This window comes from Bartonella queenslandensis, assembly GCF_018155095.1.
Lineage (GTDB): Bacteria > Pseudomonadota > Alphaproteobacteria > Rhizobiales > Rhizobiaceae > Bartonella > Bartonella queenslandensis_B.
The window spans coordinates 41700-66314 of record NZ_NAAI01000008.1; the positions used below are offsets into that span (position 1 = coordinate 41700).

Here is a 24615-nt window from a genome sequence, read left to right on the forward strand (position 1 = left end):
AAAGAGAAATTTGATTTTTAAAAAAAACTTTGCGGATCAATATCAATTTGAACCCGAACGGAACTGGGCATTTTGGGGGTATTGCTAAGCATTGTACGAATAAACCCTTGGATATCAAAAGAGCGCTGACCTTGCAATAAGAGTCGAAAACGATAACGTCCCCGAACCAGAGCCAAAGGTGCCTCTGCCGGTCCCATAACCGAGATATTTTTTTCCCTTGGCGCGGCTTGACGGAGTGCCCGTGCATAATGTTCTGCGGCTTGACGCTGTTGTGCAGACACAATCAAAGAGGCAAGACGCCCATAGGGAGGCAAATGATAATGTTGGCGTGCTGCAATCTCACGTGTGTAAAAATCCTCTGGTTGGCATGAAAGTAAAGCTTTTATAACCGGATGATCGGGTTGATAAGTTTGCAATAATCCTAAACTTTCCAATCCCACACGCCCTGCTCTTCCGGTCACTTGAGAAAGCAGCTGGAAGGTACGTTCACTAGCGCGTAAATCACCATTGGCAAGACCAAGATCAGCATCAATAACGCCAACCAAAGAAAGCTTGGGAAAATGATGTCCTTTAGCGACCAACTGTGTCCCAATAATAATATCCACATCGCCATTGGCAATGGCTTGCAATTCGCTTCGCAATTGTCCAATCCCCCCTTTGAGATCTGTTGAAAGAATCAATGATCGTGCCTGAGGAAAAAGCACTTTTGTTTCTTCTGCAATTCTCTCCACACCCGGTCCACAAGCCACAAGATGATCTAATGTTCCACATTCAGGACAGGCTTGAGGAAGGGGTTGATGATATCCACAATGATGACATTTCAATTGCCCTTGCGCACGATGTTCGACCAACCAACTTGAACAATCGGTACAATGAAAACGATGTCCACAAACTCGGCATAAAGTTAAAGGCGCATAACCACGGCGATTAAGAAAAAGCAGCGCCTGCTCACTTTTCTCAAGCGTTTGTTTTAAAGCCCTTTCAAGAGCAAAGGAAATAAAGCGTCCCTTTTGCACCCCTCCTTGACGCATATCAACCACCCGCAACTGTGGAAGGGCTACTTCTTTGAAACGAGAGGGTAAATGCAACTTTTGATAACGCCCTTTTAAAACATTGGCTTGGCTTTCAATCGACGGAGTGGCTGAGGATAAAATAACAGGAAAATGCTCAAAAGAGCCCCGTGCAACCGCCATATCACGCGCATGATAAAAAATGCGCTCTTCTTGTTTATAAGCGCTATCATGCTCTTCATCGACAACAATCAAACCAAGCGCGTGAAAGGGAAGAAAAAGTGCTGAACGAGCTCCCGCAACGACACGTACCCGCCCTTCTGCAACTTGTCGCCAGACGCGTTCTCTACGACGCGGTGTCAAGTCGGAATGCCATTCTGCTGCCGCAGCGCCAAAGCGTGCATAAAAACGATCTAAAAACTGCTGTGTTAAAGCAATTTCCGGCAATAAAATTAAAACCTGCTTACCTCCTTTGAAAGCTTGAGCGACCGCTTCAAAATAAACTTCCGTCTTTCCTGAACCCGTGACACCATCAAGCAAAAAAACTTGAAACTGAGAAGATAAAACACCTTCCCGCAACAATGTTGCCGCTTTATTTTGTGCGCCCTGCAACTGAGGAGGACAAAAATCAGGATCAGGCATGCCCACAAGATCAGGCGCAGGAACCTTCACCTCTTCAAAAATTCCTAGCGCTTTTAAACCTTCAACAACAGAAACAGAAGTTCCAGCCGCATGTGCAAGACCAGAACGTGTCCATATCTTCTCACTGCGCACCAATTCCAAAATCCGTGACCGCGCCGGTGTAAGACGTTCCACATTTCCACCACAATAGCGCAGCCCCAGCATCTGCGCTTCCGGTTCTAAAGCAGCCGGTACAGACAAAACCAATCGTGCAACAAGACCAAAAGGCGTCATTGTATAACGACTAACAAAACGCAAAAATGTGATCATTTCTGCCTTTAACGGGGGACAATCAAAAACATGAAGCACAGAGCGTAATTTTTCACGCACCACCGAAGCAGTCCGTTGCCCATCCTTTGTCTGCTCTCCAATATCCACAATAAAACCGCAAAGCTCACGCCCCATAATAGGAACCCGAACAAAAGAACCAAGTTCCACCTCCATAGAAGACGACACTTTATAACTATAAGCATGCGCAATAGGAAGAGGAACCAATACAGAGACAATCTTTTCCTCTATCATGTTTGAATTCATCTTCTTAACCAATTTACGATTCCCCGCCCTTGTCTACGGTCATCTTGTCTACGATCATCTTGAGAACCAAAAGATCTATACCTTATCTTTAAACACTCTTATATAAAACGCGTTGCAAGTAAAATTCACTACGGGATTCAATCACTCTCCCTTAAAGAGACATCTCTTAAAACACCCAAACCCATTTCACGACAGCGCTCTTAAGGAAGCCAAACCCATTTCACAACGGCGCCCGTGAATAGTATAACGGTAAATTCATTGAACACCTCCATCTTTACACTTGAAAGAGAAGCAATCTGGCACCATCACACACTTTGCCAAGCCCCTTGTATTGCGACAGCCCTTGGCACTTGAGAACGTTCATAAGAGCCATTTTTAGTTCTTGTCTATACAAACTTTATCCACACACTAATCCCGCTTGTAACATGCAAGCGAATGGTTTTGATTGATTCAATCATAAAACAGGCTTGGAATGAGAAAAGCTTACGTTATTCGAAACTCTCATTCAAGTTGAATAACAATATATTATTATTATAAATCAATATATTGTCTTTATGAAAAAACATTTTTCTCACAAAAATTCTTTTTCATACGCTATTCCATCACCAAAACACCAGTCATGAACACAACATCATCCCCTATAATAAAAAAACAGCGCCATTCTTCTGTGCAAATAAAGTCCATCGCGATTAAGCATTCAACATGATATCGTAAGTATGTCTCTCAACAAAGCTATCTGATAGGTGTGACTTCTTCTCACTATACACACTTTTATTTTCTTTCCACCTCACCCTCAATTTATCATTAACGGATTGATTTACAAAGATAAGTTATTTTTACATACCGTGATAAAAACGTTCAATACGAGATTTTTTTTCGTTATAAATCAATTCTTTAAACTCCATAGGTAAAACGCATACCTTCTTTAATAGTGTTTTACGACACAAAAATCTATTCACTGACACGCAACAAGAAAAACGAAACGTCAATCTCGTGAAAATCAAGAGAAGTCTTCTAAAAATTCTCAGATATCAAGAGCAATCACCAATGAGAAATGAGCATAGAAACAACACGTGACCTTTCTTTACAAAAAGTGGATGTATGATGAAAACCATGCCATTATATTCATTCTTGCTCTTGCTTTTGTAGTCAACAATAGCGCATAACAAAAATAGGATAAGATGCAAAAATCTGCGAATAAAAAGGCTTAAAAGAAGAGGTTAGAGATGAAATTTTTTGTGGATAGCGCCAATATTGAAGAAATACAAGAATTACAGAATTTAAGCCTCGTTGATGGTGTTACCACCAATCCCTCGCTTATCCTAAAATCAGGACGTAATATTCTTGATGTTACAAAAGAAATTTGTTCCCTCGTTAGCGGGCCTGTTTCTGCTGAAGTTGCGGCGACAGAATTTGAAAATATCATGAAAGAAGCCGCTATTTTAGCAAAGGTTGCTGACAATATTTGCATCAAGCTTCCTTTAACACTTGATGGATTAAAAGCTTGTAAAGCCCTTACAGCAGCAGGACTAAAAACAAATCTGACACTTTGTTTTTCTGCCAATCAAGCCTTACTTGCTGCCAAAGCAGGTGCAACATTTGTTTCACCTTTTATCGGAAGACTCGATGATTGCGGAATAAATGGCAGTGAACTCCTTCATGAAATTCGCACAATTTATGATAACTATAACTTTGAAACACAAATCTTAGCTGCTTCAATCCGCACCGTTAATCATGTCAAAGAGGCAGCCCTAAGCGGTGCTGACGTTGCAACAGTTCCACCAGCAATCTTAAAAGCCTTGGTCAAACATCCTCTCACTGATAAAGGGTTACAAATATTTCTCAACGACTGGAAAAAAACAGGACAAAATATTGCCTAATGGTTAGGAGTTTTATGAGAAAGATCTCTTGAAAGTAACAAAAAAATCTGTTCAGCGAGCTCTTCTGCCACACGTTTTTTTGCATCTTCTTCTGCTTGCATTGTTGCATATTCTTGGCGCAATCGCTCAAAAGATGCATTCATTATTGCTGTTCCTTTTGCAACAGGCATATTTTTCATATCCTGCAAGGTATAGGAAGCTTTACTCATAACAGTTCCAACAGAAGGTCGTCCTTTTCTCTTTTTTTCAAAATCAACCTCTATCTGCATCGATTCTTTTATAAAGACGGATGTCTGCAATGCCAATCGATAAGCAGGTAGAGAAGGGTTTCCACCATTTCCATACAAAAGAAACAGCAGATGATTGCGTACCATTTGTCCAAAACGATCCGAAGGCTCTTCCACCACAATAGAGGCAAGCTTTTGCGCAAGCCCCAAAGAAACTTGCCCAGAAATAGAATCCTGATGAACAATAGTCCCCCCATACAAAGCAGAATTCATTGCCCTTGAACTCTGTGACTCTTGACGGTAGAGTGGTTCAACTTTGCATCCACACAACAGTGTGAAAACACCCGCTAAAACGACAAGCGGAAAACTTTTAAAGAACGACATTCACAATCCTTTGAGGAACAACAATAATTCTTTTCATAGGCTTTTCAACCAGCTGCGCTTGGATGAAATCTAAAGCCAAAACCGCTTCTTTAATCATCGTCTCACTCGCTGTTGCTGCAACGGTCACCTCACCGCGTTTTTTACCATTAATCTGTACCGGCAAAGTATAGCTTTCTTCCACGATTAATGCGGGATCATAAACAGGCCAAGCAAGTTCAGATATTAAAGTTTTCTCCCCTAAAGCAGCATGGCATTCTTCTGCTAAATGGGGCATGATGGGTGCAATCATAGCAAGGAAAAAATCCATAGCTTGACGTAAAGAGGCTTTCATTTCATCATCAACACTTTCTATCCTGTTGAGCAATGGCGCCATAATATTCAAGAATTCATAAAGGCGTGCAATAGCGCGATTAAAAGCGAATTTTTCCAAATCATCGTCTACAGCGTGGAGCGTGCGATGCGCTACCTTTGAGAGTTCCAAAGCCGCCCCTTGATGCCCCGCACGAGGTGCTACTTCCCTTAACAGAGGAGCACTCAAAGCCACATGGCGCCAAACACGTTGGACAAAGCGATGTGCACCTTCAACACCTGATTCTGTCCAGATAACATCCCGCTCAGGTGGAGAATCAGACAACACAAACCAGCGCACAGTATCAGCGCCATAGGATGCAATAATATCATCAGGATCCACCACATTCTTTTTTGATTTTGACATTTTTTCAATCAAACCAATTGTCACTTCGCTTTGATCGGTTAATTTATAAGCGCACCGCTTTCCATCTTTTTCAACAATGGAAATTTCTTCAGGCGAAACCCACCCCTGACCATCCCGATAGGTCTCATGCACCACCATACCTTGGGTAAAAAGCCCCTTAAAGGGCTCATCCACACTCACATAACCTAACAATTTCATGGCACGCATAAAAAAGCGCGCATAAAGAAGATGCAAAATCGCATGCTCAATTCCACCAATATATTGTTGTACAGGCAACCATTCAGCGGTTGCTTGTTTCTCAACAGGTTCTGATGCAAAAGGAGCGGTAAAACGTGCATAATACCAAGAAGAGTCAACAAATGTATCCATTGTATCGGTTTCACGTGTTGCAGGTTGACCACAGGAAGGACAAACAACATCCTGCCATGTTTCATGCCGCACAAGAGGGTTGCCCGGTTGATCAAAAGTAACATCATCTGGCAAAACAACAGGCAAATCAGCACGTGGAACAGGCACCACCCCACAAGATGTACAATGGATCATAGGGATCGGGCATCCCCAATAACGTTGACGCGAAATTCCCCAATCCCGCAAACGAAATTGTACTGTTTTTTCCCCCTGTGGCTGCCCATAAAGCATTTGTCCTTCAAGCCTTTTGGCTGCTTCTTCAAAGGCTTGTTGGGGTGTTAAACCATCCAAAAAGCTGGAATTGATCATTACCCCATCACCAACATAAGGCGTTTCAGGTGTGACAAAGTCTTCTTTCTCAACCCCTGAAGGCAAAACCACCGGTTTTATCGGAAGTCCATATTTACGCGCAAAATCGAAATCTCTCTGATCATGAGCCGGACAACCAAAAACAACCCCCGTTCCATATTCCATCAACACAAAATTAGCGATATAAACGGGAATATGCTTCGTTGAATCAAAAGGATGCACCGCCACAAAAGGGGTGAGAAACCCTTGTTTTTCAGCTGTTTCAAGTGCTGCTGTTGTCGTTCCACCACACCGGCAATTTTCGATAAAAGCCTTTAGTTCTTTGTCTTTTTGTGCAAGAGCTTGTGCAATGGGATGATCAATAGACAGCGCTAAAAAGGAAGCGCCAAATAGTGTATCAGGTCGTGTTGAATAACAGACAACCTCATTAAAGGATTTACAAACCTCATCAGCATTCTCTGTCGACTTTAAAGCCCAACGAATCAGCAAGCCTTGTGACTTACCAATCCAATTTTTTTGCATAATGCGGACTTTTTCAGGCCACTGTTCAAGCTCTTCAAGCCCCGCAAGTAAATCTTCACTAAAATCACTAATTTTGAAAAACCACTGGGTCAATTCCCGCTGTTCAACCAACGCGCCTGAACGCCACCCCCGTCCATCAACAACCTGCTCATTTGCCAAAACAGTGTGGTCAACGGGATCCCAATTCACCTTAGCGACTTTTCGCGCCACCAATCCCTTTTGATAAAAATCAAGAAACAGCATTTGCTGTCGATGATAATAATCCACATCACAAGTCGCAAATTCCCGAGTCCAATCGATTGAGAGCCCCAATTGCTTTAATTGCCCACGCATTACCGCAATATTTTGATAGGTCCAAGTTTTAGGATGCACTTTATTTTGCATAGCAGCATTTTCAGCCGGCATACCAAAAGCGTCCCACCCCATAGGATGAAGCACGTTAAAGCCCTTTGCACGTTTATAGCGTGCAACCACATCCCCCATGGCATAATTGCGCACATGCCCCATGTGAATACGCCCTGATGGGTAAGGAAACATTTCTAAGACATAATATTTTTCACGACCATCTTCTTGAACAGTCTGAAAAATTTTCTTTTTATCCCAAATTTCTTGCCATTTTTTTTCTCTCGCACGTGGATTATAGCGTTCGCCTATCTTATAATGCTCAATCGTCATTCCCATTATACTCTTTTAATAAAACTTAACCAAAAACTTGTTTTATTATGCTTGACCATGGATTAACCTCATCGTCAACATTTTCGTGAAATATTTCCCTAAGTATTTTATAAAAACACTACCCCTTGAATAAAACTTGAATAAAAACGGTAAAACACAAAAACATGACTACACACACGCCCCCTCATAATTCTTCCCCCCCTCATAACGCTTCCATTGAAGCATTGCAAAACATTCAAAAGGACATTGCAGCACTATGCCAAGAGCTACAACGCCCCGTAGAAGAAGTTGAACTTATCGCTGTTTCAAAAACTGTCTCCATAGAGGATATACGCCCTCTTTTACAAACCGGACAATCTCAATTTGCAGAAAACCGTGTGCAAGAAGCAGCACAAAAATGGCTCGAATTACGTCAACAATTTGAAAATATTAAACTTCATCTCATCGGTCCCCTACAATCCAATAAAGCTGCTGAAGCTGTAAAGATTTTTGATATCATTCAAACGGTTGATCGTGAAAAAATAGCCAAAATTTTGGCAGAAGAAATGCAAAAACAAAAAAGACATCTTCCCTGCTATGTTCAAGTCAATATTGGCTTAGAACCGCAGAAAAGTGGTATAGCACCGCAAGAAGTGATTCCTTTTGTTTCTCAATGCAAAAACAACTATGGACTTGATATCATTGGTCTTATGGGCATCCCGCCTCTCAAAGAAAACCCTGGTCCCTATTTCGCTCTTCTAGCAAAATTAGCAAAACAAGCCGGTCTTCCAAAGCTTTCCATGGGCATGTCCAATGATTTTAAAACAGCTCTACAATTTGGTTCAAATGTCCTTCGCATTGGCTCTGCTTTATTTGGAAAGCGCCCTGTGTAGAGCAATTTTCCTTCATATAAATTCACTCCCCCTTCATATAAATTCCTATTGAAAACTCTAAGAACAAGCCAAAAACAATAGAAATGAGAAAAAATATTCCCCTCACAATCAATAAAAAAGCAACTCTAGCAGAAAAAACACCCGTCTCTCCTTGTCCTCCCCGTCTTTCCACCCCCTCTTTCCACCCTATGAGCAAAATGAGCAAAAAATGCACCTTCTAAAGTTTCTCACCAACACATTCTCACCCCCCACAATGACTTCAAGACAACCCTGCAATTTGGCTTGCATGCTCTCACACCTTAACGCTTCATTACTCTCCTCCTCTAACACCTCTAAATAAAAAGCAAAACATTGATTTATAATGGTAATCTAGCGTTATTCAACTTGAATGAGAGCCCCGAATATCGTAAGATTCTCTCATTCCAAACCTATTTATATTGAATCAATCAAAACCACTTGCTTGCACATTACAAATGGAATGTGTGTATGGATAAAATTTGTATAAAAAAGGAATAAAAATGGCTCTTATGAACGCTCTCAAGTACCAAAGGCTGCCGCAACACAAGAGAGCTGGAAAAGTGTGTGATGGTACCAGCTTGCTCCTTCATAAGCCCAAAGATGGGGGGGCTCAATGGATTTATCATTATACCAATCACGCGCACCGTTTTGAGATGGGCTTTGCTGCCTTGAGAAACGTCTCTTTAAAGCACCCAAAAAAGAAATCCTGAATATAAAGGCAAAATGATAAAAATAGAGACGTTATACATGAATGAAAAAACTGTCGTGAAATAAATAATCGCAAAAGAATATTCAGCACGCTTATCGCAATGATTGCCATTAAAAACCAAGAATTCTCTCAAACTTGTCTAATATGCGTAAACAATTTCCCCACCTACCAATGACGTAAAGCAGGCAAAAGAGGCTTAGGACGATCAATACAGAACTTCAATTCTCGTGTAAGTCACTTGGGCACAATCAGCACCTTCAATACCAAAGCGAACATAAAAAAAACAGCGCTAAACAACATGATAACAATCATAAGGACAAACGATAACATAGAGTTTTCTACACACTGAGAGGAGCAAGATGCAATCAACAATCACTAAAAAAGTATTCATATCAATCCGCAGAAACACACAATAACAATACAACTGAATTCAATTATTAAATATCCCCTTGTTATTCTCATAAATTAAAAGAAAAACACTAACTTTTTATATGGGAAATTCTTCTAATTTTAAATTTTAATTAAGAAAAATAGGATAATATTTCAATTAAAATTTAGATTAATATAAGCAATATTCTTCTCTTATTAAGAATAAGACTTCATATATTCATAATAATATTTATTTTTTAAAGAGTATTTAATTGATATAAAGCAAAATTATATTTGATACTTCTCTAAAATTCGTGATAACAATTTGAAATGTATCATTGTGATACTATTTTAGGTAGATAATTCAAGGGAGGTAAGGAGAGATTTTGGTTCAGGTTTAACTTATACGATACATGACTCAACACCTATCATTTATGGAAGTGCATGTAGACCTAGTGATTTTATAAATCACATGAATGCACAGGGCTTCGCAGTAGGAGTACCGTCAGGAGTAGTGGGTGCACTTCAAGGTGGTATAGCTGAGGGGCCAGTAGGAGCATTTACGGGTGGAATGAGAGCTTTTGCATTGGGATTCACAGGAGGTGCCATTTTGGGCTTTATAGATAAAGCTCATGAGTGTTGGTTCTAATTTATAGAGAATAGCGACAAAGATATCCCTGAAGTTAAATAATTTTGTAAGTATATTTTCAAGAATATATCATAATTAAATATCTCCATCTATGGATAAAATATTTTTCAGGGATATCTATTATTTATAATATATTATAATTTAGGATTTTTTATAATGAATATTCGTTATGAAATAATAAGGCTTTTTTGCATCCTCATTGTATTCTCCCCTATATATGCTATTGGTTTAAAAAAATTGGGGGCTACAGTTGGAAACTATCTATAAAATCAACATTATATACAGTAATTCTGTACATTATTATTGATATTTTGTGTAGATATTTTGGTTTATTTAATTATTAATGAACTTATTCTTATTTAAATAAGGGAATACAAAATAAAAAAACATTTAAAGCGATAATCAATAAAGTACCTTCATCTCCCTCTTTTACATGATATTTCTTTAATATCTTTATACTGTTTATAAAAAGCTCTGTACGACAAAGCTCTGCCGCATTTAAATATCCTAAATAAGCATAAAATACTCTCTTGAAGACCAGAGTATCGATTTTAAAAATTGACTATTCCAATTTTTGTCATTTAGTCTAACCTCACAATGAAAAGCTTTTGGAAAAACGCTGCCAAAAATATAAAAACACAATGGTCGATTTTTCCAAACAATAAATTAAAAGAGGGAAACATGACTGAAAAAATTTATCCGATATCAAAAGAGATCAAAAAAAATACTTTGCTCGATGAGGAAACTTATCAAAAATGGTATCGAGAAAGCATCAATGATCCAGAAAGCTTCTGGGCAAAACATGGTCAACGTATTGAATGGTTTAAACCCTATACAAAAGTAAAAAACACTTCTTTTAATGGAGATGTATCAATTCAATGGTATGAAGATGGAATAACAAATGTAGCCTATAATTGCATTGATCGCCACCTGAAAACCGATGGAGACACAATCGCGCTCATTTGGGAAGGAGATAATCCTTATCATGATAAAAAAATAACCTATAACGAACTTTATGAACATGTTTGTCGCTTTGCCAATCTTTTAAAAAGCCATGGCATAAAAAAAGGCGATAAAGTAACTATTTATCTTCCTATGATTCCCGAAGCAGCCTATGCCATGCTTGCTTGTTCCCGCATTGGTGCCATTCATTCGGTTATTTTTGCGGGCTTTTCTGCTGAAGCGATAGCAGGACGCCTTGTTGACTGTCAATCGACCTTCATTATTACCGCTGATCACGGGTTGCGTGGCGGCAAACGGATTAACTTAAAAGACAACGTTGACCATGCCATTGAGATCGCTGCACACCAAAATGTGCATGTGAATCAAGTCATGGTTATACGGCGAACTTGTGGCCCCATTCAATGGGTAGAGGGACGAGATTTTTGGTATCACGAAGAGATAGCTCATGCTAAAACAGACTGTCCAGCAGAACCAATGAATGCTGAAGATCCGCTTTTTATTCTTTATACTTCAGGCTCCACAGGCAAACCTAAAGGGGTTTTGCATACCACAGCGGGCTATCTTGTTTATGCCGCGATAACCCATCAATATGTTTTTGATTATCACCCTGGTGAAGTTTACTGGTGTACAGCCGATATTGGCTGGATTACAGGACATTCTTATTTGGTTTATGGACCTTTATGCAATGGTGCCACCACTTTAATGTTTGAAGGCACCCCAACCTTTCCTGATAAGGGAAGATTTTGGGAGATTGTCGACAAACACCAAGTCAATACGCTCTATACAGCACCAACAGCTATCCGTGCCTTAATGGGTGCGGGAAACGCGTTTGTTGAACACACAAAAAGAACCTCCTTACGTCTCTTAGGAACCGTAGGCGAACCGATTAATCCAGAAGCATGGGAATGGTTTTATCACACCGTTGGCAATGACCGTTGTCCGATTCTCGATACATGGTGGCAAACAGAAACAGGAGGGCATATGATTACACCTTTGCCCGGTGCAATCCCCCTCAAAGCAGGATCAGCCACACGTCCCTTTTTTGGTGTTCAACCGCAAATCGTTGACGATCAGGGCAATGTTTTAGAAGGTGAAGCAGAAGGTAATCTTTGTATCGGTGATTCATGGCCCGGACAAATGCGCACGCTCTATAAGGATCATGAACGCTTTATTCAAACATATTTTTCCACCTATAAAGGAAAATATTTTTCAGGTGATGGCTGTAGGCGCGATAGCGACGGCTATTACTGGATTACAGGACGCGTGGATGACATTCTCAATGTTTCAGGGCACAGGCTAGGAACCGCTGAAATTGAATCCGCCCTTGTTTTGCATCCTGCTGTTTCCGAAGCTGCTGTTGTTGGTTACCCTCACCCCATTAAAGGGCAAGGAATCTACAGTTTTGTTACCTTAATGGAAGGAACATCGCCAAGTGAAGAATTGCAAAAAGACCTTATCAAGCATGTTAGAAAAGAAATAGGCTCCATTGCCATATTGGATAAAATTCAGTTTGCTCCGCAACTCCCCAAAACACGATCAGGAAAAATTATGAGACGCATTTTACGCAAAATTGCTGAAAATAATTTCGATAATTTAGGAGATACTTCAACCCTTTCTGAACCACAAGTTGTTGAAGATCTGATTGCCAACCGCCAAGATTAAAGAAAACATGGTTTAATACACAACAACACCGGTAAGCTTTAGCCCTTTACTGAAATAATTCTAACATTCTTGCTAAAGCTACCGGTAAAAATCTAAGCCAGCACCCCTATTCTGTTTGCAACCCCAAACATTGCCACCCCTTTTCTCTTATAACCTAAGCCTTCATAAGAAATATATTTAAACATCAGATGTTTTTATCCACACACACATTTCAAGCCGCAAATGAATGCCATAAAAAACTTGCCATGGTCGGTAAATTTTTCTGTCGGTAAAACTTTTCTATCAATTTATTTTAGCATTTTATCAATTTATTTTAGCAAAAGAAAAAAACAACAAACAGACTTTCAAAATCTTTGAAAAAAATAGTTTTTTCCATAACCAATAAAAACAAATAAAGATTAAAATTATAAAAGACGTAATTTAACGCACATTAAAGCGAAAAAAGCGCAAATCTCATCAACCACAAAACGAATAAGATCAAGATCAAGTCAAAAAACAGGTATAGCAGTTCTTATGTTTCTGCTAGAAACACCTTGGAATTCCTGCTAAAATCATAAATAAAGATAAAATAAAGAAATATAAGAGATATTTTACAAACAATATTTCTCAAGCACAAATTAAGAAGTATTGGGGAGCTGTAAAGTATGAATAAGATTGAAAACCATAGGAGCAAAAATCCTGAAAGTAATATACGGTAAAAACGGAAGTGGTAACAAAAAGTGATTCATTTTGAAAATGTCGGTCTGCGCTATGGAATGGGCCCAGAGGTCCTTCGCGATATTAGCTTTCATATTCCTGCTGGATCATTTCAATTTCTCACGGGTGCCTCTGGAGCGGGTAAAACATCATTGATGCGTCTGATGTTTTTGGCACTCAAACCCACCCGTGGTCATATTGATTTATTTGGAACAGACACAGCATTGCTGAGAAGACAAGAACTCCCAGCACTGCGACAACGTATCGGTGTGGTTTTTCAAGATTTTCGTCTCCTTGACCACATGACCACTTATGAAAATGTTTCCTTACCTTTACGCATTAAAGGGCAAGAAGAAGCAACCTATCGCAGTGAAGTAGAAGATCTTCTCTGTTGGGTAGGTCTTGGAGATCATATTCATGTTTTACCCCCTGTTCTTTCCGGAGGGGAAAAACAAAGGGTCGCCATTGCACGCGCGCTTATTGATCAACCAGAAATTTTGCTTGCCGATGAACCAACAGGTAATGTCGATCCGCCCTTGGCAAAACGCCTTCTCCGTTTGTTTATTGAATTAAACCGTTTTGGAACGGCTGTTATCATTGCCACCCATGATATCGCCTTAATGGAACAAGTTGCAGCACGACGGATGCTTCTCCATAACGGCCGGATGACGATTCATGAATAAATTTTTCTCTATTTTTACCAACAATAAAAGAAACACAACAGCGATTATTCCCAGTAGCAACATTTCTGGGCAAGCGCTGGTTGCCGTCATTGCTATTATGACATTTCTCTCAAGCCTCACCTTAATTGGTGTTGATTTAATCCAACGTTCTGCCAAAAATTGGAGCAATCAAATTAGCTATGAAGCAACAATACAAATACGCCCCGTTGACAATGTTGATATCAACAAAGCGCTTCATGATGCTGTACAATTGGTTAAAACCTTTTCTGGTGTACAAGATGCGAAAATTGTTGATCCCAAAGCCACCGAAAAGTTGCTGGAACCATGGCTTGGAACAGATTTTAATATCAATGAATTGCCTCTTCCCCGTCTTATCATTGTAACTCTAAAAGAAGATGTAGAAATCAATTTTTCCGCCATCAATCATGCCATTAAAACTCAAATTCCAGGAGGTCAATTTGATGATCATCGTGTTTGGGTCCATCGTTTTACGACCATGGCATATAGTTCTGTTTTCGTTGGTTTTTCAATTTTATCATTGGTTTTAGGCTCTCTAATCCTCACCATCATTTTTGCCACCCGCAATGCATTGGCAGAAAATGCACATATCATTAATGTATTATATTTTCTTGGTACAGAAACTCTTTTCATTGCGCGTCAATTTGATTGGCATTTTTTTAAAACTGCGCTGCGTGGTGCTTTATATGGTGGTCTCACAAGCATATTTCTCTTTTCAGCCCTTTGTTTTTGGACGAATTATAACTTAGGAAGAGCAGAAGCTAGCCAAATAACCGCTTTATTTGGACATATTTCCATAAGTTCCATTCCTTACGGAAAAATCATTTTCCTTATTATTTTCGTTTCTTTTCTCACTACCCTTACAAACCGCATGACTATTTTAGCACAACTGAAAAAAATCGACCAATGTGAAAACGGTTTATTTTAATTTATGACTCATAACACTTCCAATTCATTGACACAAAACGATTTGGAGCATCCTATTCTAAAACAGCTCCACAATGGTCGGTCTGTGCGCTGCTTATTTCGCTATTTTCCTCCCACAACGCTTACTCTTGCAGTCATTGTTTTTATTTTTTGGGGTGGTTTTATCATTTTTTCTGAAAAAACCGAACGCCTTATCCCCCCACAGCCTCTCCCCAAAGCCGATGCCATCATCGTGCTTACGGGCGGAGAAAACCGAATAGAGACAGGGCTTCATCTCTTACAAAAGGGGTTTGGTTCACGACTCCTCATCAGTGGTGTAAACACCTCAACCAATCTAAAGAGTTTCATGCAGAACATGCATATTAGCCCACGACTTATCTCCTGTTGCATTGACATTGGGCATCAAGCGATTAACACCAGAGGAAATGCCAAAGAAAGTGCAGCTTGGATCAAAAAGCACCACTATAAAACCCTTTATATTGTTACTCATGATTACCACATATGGCGCTCAATGCGTGAACTTAAATATCTCATGCCTGATATCCATTTCATTGCCTATCCTGTTAAAAAGAGCAAAGCTGAAAGCACAGTACAACAGATTAATCAAACCCGCATTCTTATCTTCCAATATATTAAAACGCTCCATGTTTATATCAGAACCGCCTTCTGATCTTTCTCCCTGATCTTTCCTCTTATGACTTTAAATCTTACCACCCACGAACTGCTTCATAGCATTCTCTCTATTCACTTTACACGAAGTTGCCTCCATAAAAGCGCGACAGAATTTCCCCTCATAAAAGCAAAGCGCCCCAAGAAACGTGTCACTGTCTTGCATATTTACACGTCTAAAGAAACATCTCTCACATCTCAAACTTATCTCACGACACGGATCTATCAATGACATCTTAATGGTATAAAAAACTCCTCATAAATAGAGCTTCCAAGACAACTATAAGATCTCCAGACTTGTTATAAAAATCTATTTATACCACCATCTTTACACTTCATAAAAAATACCAACCGCCCCATCTTATATTTTGCTATCCCTCAATATTACGATAGCTCTTAAACCACTTGGGCTGATTGGTAAGAGGCATACTTTACGCCTCTTTAACAGTATCCTACCGACCTTGTATGAGACGCAAGGAAGTAATTTTAATGGATTTAAAATAAAAAAAATTATGATACTGATATTTTTCATTCAACAGAGAGAATGTTAAAATATCATTATAAATAAATAAATTAGAAACAATCTTTTCATTTTATAAAGCGTATTCATAAGAGCATTTTAGATCACAGATAAAATAAACTTACAGCCCACACCACCACAAATATCCCACGCTCTTTATCACAATCTTTTTTGAAATCATTTCCCTCTCTCAAATCGCTTTTTGTTTGGTTTGCTCCCCAAAAAAGAATGAAAAATCCTTAAACTCTATAGATCTGGAAACAATAATAACGCAGCTTATTGTCTCAGGCTTTCCACCTGCTCACCTCCAATCCCCCTACTCAAAGGACAAATTTCATGAGGATTATTGATCTCCTCGCCACACCTCAAGCAATGAAGCCTCCCATCAACGCTAATTTGTAAACAATCCGGTTTCTTATCCAGTGAATTTCACTTGGCTTCCTATTTATACGACTCACTCATATATAAGGCTCGACAAGCGAGCCTTGCTTAAAGATATTCATCACTGTCACTAAAGCTCATGTGTCATAATTTTAGCTGCCTTACTGCCTCAGGTGTTTTATTGCCATCAACATATTGGTGAATAAAGATAAGAGTTCTTCATCTTAAATAAGTGTTTCGAATAGAGTAAGATTTTCTCATTTTAAGTCTATATCTATTAAAACAATCAAAATCTCTTGCTTTCCCGTTACAAACAGGGTGAGTGTATGAGTAAAGACTATAATAAAGACTATAATAGAGAGAACAAAAAATGCCTTTAGAGTTTCAAGTCTACGCCCTTCTAACACTAAGGACTACAACATTGGGAGCAGTGTATGATGGTGCCAACTTTCTCCTGATCAAACGTAAAGATGATGATATTATAAAACTTCATGAGTCTATATAAAATTGCATTCGTCTAATGGTCTTGTTCCACTTAACGAATGAAGCGTTTTCTAGAAGAGCGCAGCGGATAATCAAAATTTTTTCTGATCATATTTTGCTTCAAAAACGCTTTATTCAAGCAGATAGAACAACAAACATGTTTTACATTGATGAACACTTAATCACGCGAAAGCGCAACAACAGGATCAAGCCGTGAAGCTTGTCGCGCTGGCGAAAAGCCAAAACATATTCCAATGAGAGTGGAAAAAGTAAGAGATATAATGATTGAATCAAGTGTATAAATGAGATGAATAGGCGCATTAAAGAGCAAAAACAAGCCCCCAATAGAAAATCCCAAGAGGATTCCTAAACCGCCTCCAATGATACATACTAAAATTGCTTCAATGAGAAATTGTTGGAGAATATCACTCTGCCGTGCACCAACAGCCATACGCACCCCAATTTCATTGATCCGCTCAGAAACGGTAACCAACATAATATTCATTACCCCAATCCCCCCTACAATGAGTGAAATCGCTGCAATTGAAGATACTAAAAGCGTTAAAATATGCGTGCTCTCCATAATACGTTCACGGAAAAATTCGGAATTTCGAATGAAAAAATCTTCCTCACCATGGCGCATAATGAGAAAACGTTTCACCATCTTTTCCGCTAAATTTGAATCAATATGATCAGCAATCTTCACGGTAATGGCCCGAACTTGTGTTGTGCCAAGAAAACGTGTTTGCATGGTTGTATAAGGCAAATAAATCTGCAACGTATTTGAGCCACCTCCATGATTTTGTGGATCAACCACCCCAACAATACGCGCAGGAACTTTTCCCACATGCACCACTTTGCCCAGAGGGTTCTCATGGCTATGAGGAAAAAGAACAGCAACAGCTTCCTTTTCAATAACGAGATCAACAGCGCGCTCACGCACACTTTTTTGATCAAACAACTGCCCTTTCACAGCCTTGAGCCCTTGTGTTTGGAAAAATTGTTCTCCCACCCCAGTAATCACTGCATTAACTTCAACGGAACCAAAACGAATCGTAGAATTTGCTGAAATCTGAGGCGTTACACCAGAAATATAGGGCAGATCAGAAAGGGCTTCTGCATCCGCTTCCACCAAACTCGTTATCTTCTCTGCTTGTGGATCAGAAAAACTTTTTCCAGGAAAGATTGTCAAGGTATTGGAGCCCAAGCTTTTAAAATTTTCTAATATTTTTTCCCGCGTTCCATTTCCCAAAGCCACCATAGCAATAATCGCTCCAATACCGATAATGACCCCGAGCATTGTTAAAAAAGTCCGCATCCGATGTGCATTCATCGCCAACAAAGCCATGACAAATGTTTCACGAAAACGTTCAACAAAAGAACGAAAACTCCCCAGTATTTTTTGATCTTTCAGATTCCGTTGCTCTTGAGGGGATTGAACTCTTGTTTTTGTTTTTTTACCCTTTGATATATTATCAGCAACAATTTCCCCATCACTGATTTCGATAATACGATCTGCTCTTTTAGCCACCTGCATATCATGCGTTACGATAATAATGGTGCGCCCTTCTTGATGAAGCTCATCCAAAATACGCAACACTTCTTGACCACTGTTTTTATCTAAAGCGCCAGTTGGCTCATCGGCAAGAATAACCTCCGCATTATTCATCAATGCTCGCGCAATAGACACCCGTTGTTGCTGCCCCCCTGAAAGCTGATTAGGCCGATGATTGACCCTCTCTCCCATACCTAAGCGTGTTAATAAATCCTGAGCACGTTTTTTTCTCACATCCGGTGCGCATCCTGCATAAATAGCTGGAATTTCAACATTGCCAAGTGCCGTTAATTCATTCAACAAGTGATAGCGCTGAAAAATAAATCCAAAATGATTGCGCCGCAAAGCGGATAATTCATCAGCAGAAAGAGAAGCTATTTCTTTTCCTGAAATCCAATAACGACCAGAACTTGGTCGATCAAGACAGCCTAAAATATTCATCAATGTGGACTTTCCAGAACCGGAAGCCCCTACAATTGCCACCATTTCACCACGTTTAATGGTTAGATTAATTTCTTTCAAAACAGTGACAACTGTTTCACCCGCAGGAAATTTGCGCACAATATTTTCCAAAACGAAAACAGCATCTGCTTTTTCTGCTTTCATAACTTAATTCTCATCGTTACTCTGTTCATCAGGAATTTCTGGCATCACACCATCGCGTGAACCGGTAATAACTACATCCCCCTCATCAAGCCCTGAAACAATCTCTGCCATTACTTTGTTATTAAGCCCCACGGTCACTTGTTTTGCTACCACTTTATTTTTTCCCACCAAAAGTGAAACCCATGCTTTGTGTTCTTTTGTTTCATCACGCAAAGCATCACTTGGAATCAACAAAACATTCTGAGCACGTCCTAAAATAATATGCACTTGGGCTGTCATATAAGTTCGCAAAAAGTTGTCTTTATTATCAACATGCACAATCCCATTATAATAAATTGCCGACGATATGAGAGAGCTAGACCCTCCTGCCCCAGGATTAATACTCACATCAGCACGAATGGATTCAGGAGCCGGCTCAATCCTTTCCAAAGTACCCTCATAACGACGCTGTAAATTGCCCAGTACCGTAAAATAAAGAGGCTGTCCGGCATGAACTTTAAGAACATCAGCTTCCGAAATTTGTGCTTTGACAGTCATCTTTGACAAATCGCCTAAAATAACAATTGTAGGTGCGGACTGAACAGCATTGACATTCTGACCTTCTTCAACAACCGTTGCCAAAACGGTACCTGCCGAAGGAGCTGTTATCCGCGTATAACCGAGATTAACCTCTGCACTCTCCACATCAATTTTAGCTTGCACAATCTGCTGTTGCAGTTGAGCAATTTGCGCCTCGCGTATTTTCACTTGTGTTGCCGCATCATCAAGATCAGCCTTTGAAATTGCACGCGATTCGATCATTTTTTTCTGCCGTTCTAAATTTTTTTGTGCAAGAGAAAGATAAGCTTCTTGTTCCACTAAATTCGCATAATAATGCGATAATGCTGCTTTTTTTCTTTTTAGATCATTTTCTTGATCTGTAGGATCAATTTCTGCCAACAGATCCCCTTCTTTGACAACACTGCCCGGCAGAACGCGCATGGAAATCACCCGCCCCGTAGTACGTGCCCCAACCGCCACCAACCGATAAGGACGCACAAGCCCTGAAGCCAAAACACTTTCTTCGATATCACCACGCTTCACCACAGCTGTCATATACACTGGTGTAGATGTTCCAAAAAAAACAGAGCGCAACCACAACAAAATGATAATAATGAAGAGAGAAATAAGAAAGAATGAAAGTTTTTTGCGTTTTGTAACGAAATTTTTGATGAAATTTTTTTTCATTGCCTTACCTTTGCAAGCGAATGGGGAATACCATCAACAACTTCCGAGCGTGATACATCCACGGCACCATCCCATCCCCCCCCCAAAGCCTTCATCAAAGCAATATATTGGGTAGCTAAAGCAATACGGCTATCTTTAAGTGCCATTTGCGCAGAATAATAGGAACGATCAGCATTTAACAATTCAAGAAAACTGGTATTGCCATTTTCAAAAAGACTTCGTGAAAGTTGTAAAGAATGCATAAAAGCTTTATTTGCAACGACTAGCTTTTCAAGGCGCTGATGTTCCTTTGTTAATCTTACGAGCGCATTTTCGACATCTTCTAAAGCCCCCAATACAGCCGCGCGATAAGTAATAAAAGCCTGATCACGCTGTGCCCGCGCCATCGCAATAGAGGCAACAATCTGTCCTCCATTAAAGAAAGGGAAACGAAGATTAGGACCAAAAGACCAACCAATGGTTGAACTTTTCCATAATTGATCCATTGCTGTTGTTGCTGTTGAAATATTCCCCGTTAATGTAAGCGACGGATAACGTTCTGCCTCACGTTGACCGATGCGTGCTGTTGCTTGTGCATATTGCCGCTCTGCCCGTCGCAAATCGGGACGTGTCAACAAAATATCTGCCGGAATTCCTGCTGGTATTGGCCATTGTGGTTGTGGAATTTTTACGTGTTTGGCATTTTTTTGCAAAAGATTCTTCAAAGCCGTAGGGACATGACCGGTTAAGACAGAAAGGCGATGTATACTCATAGCCACATTTGCTTCCATCTGAGCAATATCGGCTTCTGTATTAGCCATTTGCGCTTTTGCATTTGAAACATCAAGCTCTGAAATATTACCTGCTGTTAATTTGGTCTGCATTAATTCATATGTTTTGCGTTGTGTCGCCGCAATTTGCCGCACAATTAATAGTTTTTGTTGCCACCCGCGCATTTGAACATAATTTGTTGCCACCTCTCCTAACAATATGACCATCGTCGCACGCATATCTTCCACCACCGCTTCAAGACCGTAACGTGCTGCTTCAACACCTCGCTTATGCCCTCCAAAAAAATCAAGCTCCCAACTTGCATCAAATCCACTACGATATTGGTTCAACGTATCAGATTGTCCAGATCCACTACGGGTTCCTGAAATTGTATTTGACATACTTGGCAATAAAGATCCCACCACTTGCCCTAAGCTCGCACGCGCCTCACGAATCCGCGCTTTGGCAACCGCAATATCATTATTTCCAGAAATTGCCTGATCCATTAATGTATTTAAAACCGGATCATTTAAAGGCCGCCACCACCCTGCAAGCGCAATTGAATGCCCAGATATCTGTGCAGACTGCTGTCCCCACCGCGCTGGAACAGAAAAAGATGTCTTATGATAATTTGGACCAACCATACATCCAGACAAAAGAAAACACAGCACAACATTCGAAATTAATCTACTAGAAATTCCCCTTTTGAGATTTCTGATATGCATCTAATCTCCCGCATTTTTTCAGAATCATTATGTAATATTAATACTTTATTTATCTATTATTTCAAAACTAACGTGAAAAATTAAATACAATTTGCACAGGAATATGATCTGAAGGACGTTCCCACCCGCGCGCATCACGAAAAGTTGAAAGATCCACCAAAAAAGGCGCTAAATCTGGAGAAGACCAAACATGATCAAGTCGCCGCCCATAATCCGTAAGAGCCCAATCGCGAGCACGATAACTCCACCATGTGTAAAGTTTAGTAGGAACAGGGATATGCAACCGCATGAGATCAACCCATCCGCCCTGACAACACAAATCCTGTAAACGCTCGGTTTCAATGGGTGTATGGCTTACAACCTTCAATAATTGCTGATGAGACCAAACATCTTCTGCTAAAGGAGCAATATTCAAATCGCCCAGCAAAAGAGAAGACATCCCTTTTTCCTGATCAGCGCGGATAAAAGACATTTCTTCCAAAAAATCAAGCTTATGGCGAAATTTTTCATTCACCTCAGCATCAGGAATATCGCCTCCAGCAGGAACATAAAAATTATGAATCCGCATTAATTTACCATGGGTTTCCACAATCACTGAGATATAGCGACAATCTTGTTTTTGACAAAAGAAACGCTTGTTCACCTTTTTAAAAGGCAAACGAGAAACAATCGCCACCCCGTTATAAGATTTTTGTCCATTCAGTGCGATATACTTATATCCTGCTGCTTCAAAAGCCTCCACTGGGAATAAAGCATCGGGACATTTTGTTTCCTGTAGACACAAAACATCAGCCGGAAAGAGTTCCAAATACTGAAAAACCTGTGCAAGGCGCAAACGAATAGAGTTAATATTCCAAGTCGCAATACGAAAGAACATCTGTTTCAATTCCAATGACGTAACACTATTGCTTTATTTCTTCGAAGGAAGTGTAAACATGCCCTGAACAAAAAGAACGCCTGTTCGCACATTCATAATCTGTACAGTTGTTTCCAAGTTTTGCTGGTCAACAATTGTCCACTGTCGCAAAGCAAAGCTTTTAGAATCAAACACCATTCTTATTTGCCCTGCCCCAATCGTTTTATCACGCAGAACAATTGTTACTGCCCCTGGATCTTCGCGAAGCGCCAACAAACGCCCAGATGATAGATCAATTTTATCATCCAACAAAAACTTCATTGGCGTTTGCGAAAGTTGTGAAAAGTTCCAAGTATTTAAAGCCCGATTGTTAATGCCTACAAATTGACCATCTGCAATAATTTGTAAAGGCATTTTCTTGTAAATAAAGCGAATTTTCCCTGGGCGCTCAAGATAAAATGTTCCTTGAGACATTTTCCCTTTTGGACTAAATTGAATAAAGTCACCTGTCATTGTTTTGATTGCCGCAAAGTGGTTGGCAATATTCTGCGCCTTTGCCACCTTATTAGAGGATTGCGAAAAAGCAGGAAAAGTTAAACACCAAAAGACAAGAATCCCCACAAGTCCAAAGACTCCTCTTTGCGGTAAAAAAGATGTTTTCATAAAAAATGCTCCCAAACAATATCTAATTGACTTGATCATTTATAATTAAGCCACCCATGGTGAATAAATACCCTGCTTTATAAGATAAAGATATTGTTTGAAAAAACTATCAAAAGATTTTTAGAAGTATTCTTATTCGACAGGCACCAAAATTCTCTGCTTCCCCATATGATTTGCTGGATGAAGCTTGTCATTGGATTTTACATAATTTGCCAACATGTTTTGCAACAATTTATTTTTTCAAAGTTTTTTTAAGAGCTCTCAAAAGATTTTCAAAGCCTTTACTCATTTTTACGCTCAAATTTCGATTTTTACAATTTTTTGCTCTTTTGGGCAATTTTAACTGTTAAAATTCATTTTGATAAAACGCACGCTTCACGCATTTGCATTTCTCTCATTTCGCATTTAATGCTAAATTTTGTATGTAAAAACAATAAATTACTATCTATTCTAACTTACTATAAAACCCCATGTCCAACGACACTGGACTGAACTAATTATACCTTCTTCTTCGATCCTCTCCATCCATGTCGTAGCATGATTATATTCAATGCTTAAACAGCATTAAATATAAGAAGTTGAAACTTTACCATCACGAAGCACCACTGCAACAGCTTGGCTATAACCATCTGCTAAAGAAAAAACAAAAGAAACATCCTTCTTTGATTTCTTGCGGTATCGTTTCCAAGCCAGCACCATCACACGCTTTGCAAACCTTAAAATGTTGCGACAATCCTTTGCACTTGAAACGGTTCATAACAAACATTTTTAGTTCTTTCTTAATTTTTTTATACATACAGGCTCTTCCTGCTTGTAACATGCAAGCGAATGGTTTTTATTGATTCAATATAAACAGGCTTGAAATGAAAGAATCTTACGATATTTAGATCTCTTATTTAAAATGAGTAATGCAATATTATTATAAATCAATGCATTATCCAAATAATCAATTTTCTTTTGAATTTTCGAAAGTATCCCAATTTTTTAATCTTTCTACTGATTGGCTAAACGCATAATCTCTTCTTTTCTATTCTTAATCTTTGAAACAACACGGCTTATAGTCGATACACGGGACCACGGGACGGAGTTAAATCTTAAATATATTGCTTGCGAATTTGAAAACTCTTTAATGAAAAAATTCAATCGAAAAAATGCTTTTTTGACTTTCTCCCCACCCAAAAGAATAAAAATTCTCAGCCAACCCATTCTGTAAACAGTTTAAATTTTAGCAAGTTTTACTTGGTTTTTCACCCCTTATAATTCACTTGA

17 protein-coding genes and 1 pseudogene are annotated in these 24615 nt (G+C 39.5%); 8 read left to right on the forward strand and 10 right to left on the reverse strand.

Annotation, left to right across the window (positions count from 1 at the left end; all coding sequences use genetic code 11):
- Positions 1-17: 17 nt before the first annotated feature.
- Positions 18-2225, reverse strand: coding sequence for a primosomal protein N' (locus B5V81_RS06480; RefSeq protein WP_280528007.1), 2208 nt, complete (start codon positions 2223-2225; stop codon positions 18-20).
- A gap of 1226 nt (positions 2226-3451) precedes the next feature.
- On the opposite strand from B5V81_RS06480, the gene fsa reads away from it, so the two are divergent.
- Entirely contained in the window at positions 3452-4105 is a 654-nt protein-coding gene (gene fsa / locus B5V81_RS06485) for a fructose-6-phosphate aldolase (RefSeq protein ID WP_212112738.1), read from the forward strand.
- Here the strand turns inward: fsa and B5V81_RS06490 are convergent.
- Positions 4102-4716 (reverse strand): LPS assembly lipoprotein LptE, encoded by a 615-nt coding sequence (locus tag B5V81_RS06490; RefSeq protein WP_212112739.1) that lies wholly within the window; start codon positions 4714-4716, stop codon positions 4102-4104. The genes fsa and B5V81_RS06490 overlap by 4 nt on opposite strands.
- Positions 4703-7345, reverse strand: a complete 2643-nt coding sequence (gene leuS / locus B5V81_RS06495; RefSeq protein ID WP_212112770.1) for a leucine--tRNA ligase — start codon at positions 7343-7345, stop codon at positions 4703-4705. Before leuS ends, B5V81_RS06490 begins: the two co-directional genes overlap by 14 nt.
- Before the next feature lie 164 nt (positions 7346-7509).
- On the opposite strand from leuS, the gene B5V81_RS06500 reads away from it, so the two are divergent.
- The gene (locus B5V81_RS06500) at positions 7510-8217 is read left to right on the forward strand and encodes a YggS family pyridoxal phosphate-dependent enzyme (RefSeq protein ID WP_212112740.1); all 708 of its coding nucleotides are present in this window, start codon (positions 7510-7512) and stop codon (positions 8215-8217) included.
- 537 nt (positions 8218-8754) lie between these two features.
- Here B5V81_RS06500 and B5V81_RS06505 read toward each other — a convergent pair.
- Positions 8755-8931 carry a hypothetical protein gene (locus B5V81_RS06505; RefSeq protein ID WP_212112741.1) on the reverse strand — a complete coding sequence of 59 codons (177 nt, stop codon included), beginning with the start codon at positions 8929-8931 and terminating at the stop codon, positions 8755-8757.
- Between the two features lie 854 nt (positions 8932-9785).
- Here B5V81_RS06505 and B5V81_RS06510 point away from each other — a divergent pair.
- From B5V81_RS06510 to B5V81_RS09050, 6 genes are all read left to right on the forward strand, one after another.
- Complete coding sequence (locus B5V81_RS06510) at positions 9786-9962, forward strand: hypothetical protein (protein WP_244979424.1); 177 nt, start codon at positions 9786-9788, stop codon at positions 9960-9962.
- A gap of 681 nt (positions 9963-10643) precedes the next feature.
- Positions 10644-12587 carry an acetate--CoA ligase gene (gene acs / locus B5V81_RS06515; protein ID WP_212112742.1) on the forward strand — a complete coding sequence of 648 codons (1944 nt, stop codon included), beginning with the start codon at positions 10644-10646 and terminating at the stop codon, positions 12585-12587.
- Between the two features lie 719 nt (positions 12588-13306).
- Entirely contained in the window at positions 13307-13966 is a 660-nt protein-coding gene (ftsE, locus tag B5V81_RS06520; RefSeq protein WP_139412492.1) for a cell division ATP-binding protein FtsE, read from the forward strand.
- Positions 13959-14912, forward strand: coding sequence for a cell division protein FtsX (locus tag B5V81_RS06525; RefSeq protein ID WP_212112743.1), 954 nt, complete (start codon positions 13959-13961; stop codon positions 14910-14912). The genes ftsE and B5V81_RS06525 overlap by 8 nt, the downstream gene beginning before the upstream one ends.
- A 3-nt stretch (positions 14913-14915) precedes the next feature.
- Positions 14916-15581 (forward strand): YdcF family protein, encoded by a 666-nt coding sequence (locus tag B5V81_RS06530; RefSeq protein ID WP_212112744.1) that lies wholly within the window; start codon positions 14916-14918, stop codon positions 15579-15581.
- A gap of 1270 nt (positions 15582-16851) precedes the next feature.
- Entirely contained in the window at positions 16852-16986 is a 135-nt protein-coding gene (locus tag B5V81_RS09050; protein WP_280528005.1) for a hypothetical protein, read from the forward strand.
- A 156-nt stretch (positions 16987-17142) separates the two neighbouring features.
- Here B5V81_RS09050 and B5V81_RS06535 read toward each other — a convergent pair whose 3' ends face one another.
- From B5V81_RS06535 to B5V81_RS09180, 6 genes and pseudogenes are all read right to left on the reverse strand, one after another.
- Positions 17143-19125 carry a MacB family efflux pump subunit gene (locus B5V81_RS06535; protein WP_212112745.1) on the reverse strand — a complete coding sequence of 661 codons (1983 nt, stop codon included), beginning with the start codon at positions 19123-19125 and terminating at the stop codon, positions 17143-17145.
- Positions 19126-19128: 3 nt separating this feature from the next.
- Positions 19129-20352: an efflux RND transporter periplasmic adaptor subunit gene (locus B5V81_RS06540; RefSeq protein WP_212112746.1), complete on the reverse strand. Its 1224-nt coding sequence runs from the start codon at positions 20350-20352 to the stop codon at positions 19129-19131.
- Positions 20349-21827 (reverse strand): efflux transporter outer membrane subunit, encoded by a 1479-nt coding sequence (locus B5V81_RS06545; protein ID WP_212112747.1) that lies wholly within the window; start codon positions 21825-21827, stop codon positions 20349-20351. Before B5V81_RS06545 ends, B5V81_RS06540 begins: the two co-directional genes overlap by 4 nt.
- A 67-nt stretch (positions 21828-21894) precedes the next feature.
- On the reverse strand, positions 21895-22704 hold the full coding sequence (locus tag B5V81_RS06550; protein ID WP_212112748.1) for an exodeoxyribonuclease III: 810 nt from the start codon (positions 22702-22704) through the stop codon (positions 21895-21897).
- A 33-nt stretch (positions 22705-22737) separates the two neighbouring features.
- Entirely contained in the window at positions 22738-23346 is a 609-nt protein-coding gene (locus B5V81_RS06555; RefSeq protein ID WP_212112749.1) for a LolA family protein, read from the reverse strand.
- 450 nt (positions 23347-23796) lie between these two features.
- A pseudogene (locus B5V81_RS09180) lies at positions 23797-23976 on the reverse strand (DNA translocase FtsK); the annotation flags it as partial.
- Between the last annotated feature and the right edge of the window lie 639 nt (positions 23977-24615).

What these genes read in the sequence shown, in the direction of transcription:
- B5V81_RS06555 (WP_212112749.1), bottom strand. Translation starts at nt 23,346, where the DNA reads ATGAAAACATCTTTTTTACCGCAAAGAGGAGTCTTTGGACTTGTGGGG.
- B5V81_RS06500 (WP_212112740.1), top strand. Translation starts at nt 7,510, where the DNA reads ATGACTACACACACGCCCCCTCATAATTCTTCCCCCCCTCATAACGCT.
- B5V81_RS06550 (WP_212112748.1), bottom strand. Translation starts at nt 22,704, where the DNA reads ATGTTCTTTCGTATTGCGACTTGGAATATTAACTCTATTCGTTTGCGC.
- acs (WP_212112742.1), top strand. Translation starts at nt 10,644, where the DNA reads ATGACTGAAAAAATTTATCCGATATCAAAAGAGATCAAAAAAAATACT.
- B5V81_RS06540 (WP_212112746.1), bottom strand. Translation starts at nt 20,352, where the DNA reads ATGAAAAAAAATTTCATCAAAAATTTCGTTACAAAACGCAAAAAACTT.
- B5V81_RS06480 (WP_280528007.1), bottom strand. Translation starts at nt 2,225, where the DNA reads ATGAATTCAAACATGATAGAGGAAAAGATTGTCTCTGTATTGGTTCCT.
- B5V81_RS06525 (WP_212112743.1), top strand. Translation starts at nt 13,959, where the DNA reads ATGAATAAATTTTTCTCTATTTTTACCAACAATAAAAGAAACACAACA.
- B5V81_RS06510 (WP_244979424.1), top strand. Translation starts at nt 9,786, where the DNA reads ATGAATGCACAGGGCTTCGCAGTAGGAGTACCGTCAGGAGTAGTGGGT.
- B5V81_RS06530 (WP_212112744.1), top strand. Translation starts at nt 14,916, where the DNA reads ATGACTCATAACACTTCCAATTCATTGACACAAAACGATTTGGAGCAT.
- fsa (WP_212112738.1), top strand. Translation starts at nt 3,452, where the DNA reads ATGAAATTTTTTGTGGATAGCGCCAATATTGAAGAAATACAAGAATTA.
- leuS (WP_212112770.1), bottom strand. Translation starts at nt 7,345, where the DNA reads ATGACGATTGAGCATTATAAGATAGGCGAACGCTATAATCCACGTGCG.
- B5V81_RS06535 (WP_212112745.1), bottom strand. Translation starts at nt 19,125, where the DNA reads ATGAAAGCAGAAAAAGCAGATGCTGTTTTCGTTTTGGAAAATATTGTG.
- B5V81_RS06545 (WP_212112747.1), bottom strand. Translation starts at nt 21,827, where the DNA reads ATGCATATCAGAAATCTCAAAAGGGGAATTTCTAGTAGATTAATTTCG.
- B5V81_RS06490 (WP_212112739.1), bottom strand. Translation starts at nt 4,716, where the DNA reads ATGTCGTTCTTTAAAAGTTTTCCGCTTGTCGTTTTAGCGGGTGTTTTC.
- B5V81_RS09050 (WP_280528005.1), top strand. Translation starts at nt 16,852, where the DNA reads ATGCCTTTAGAGTTTCAAGTCTACGCCCTTCTAACACTAAGGACTACA.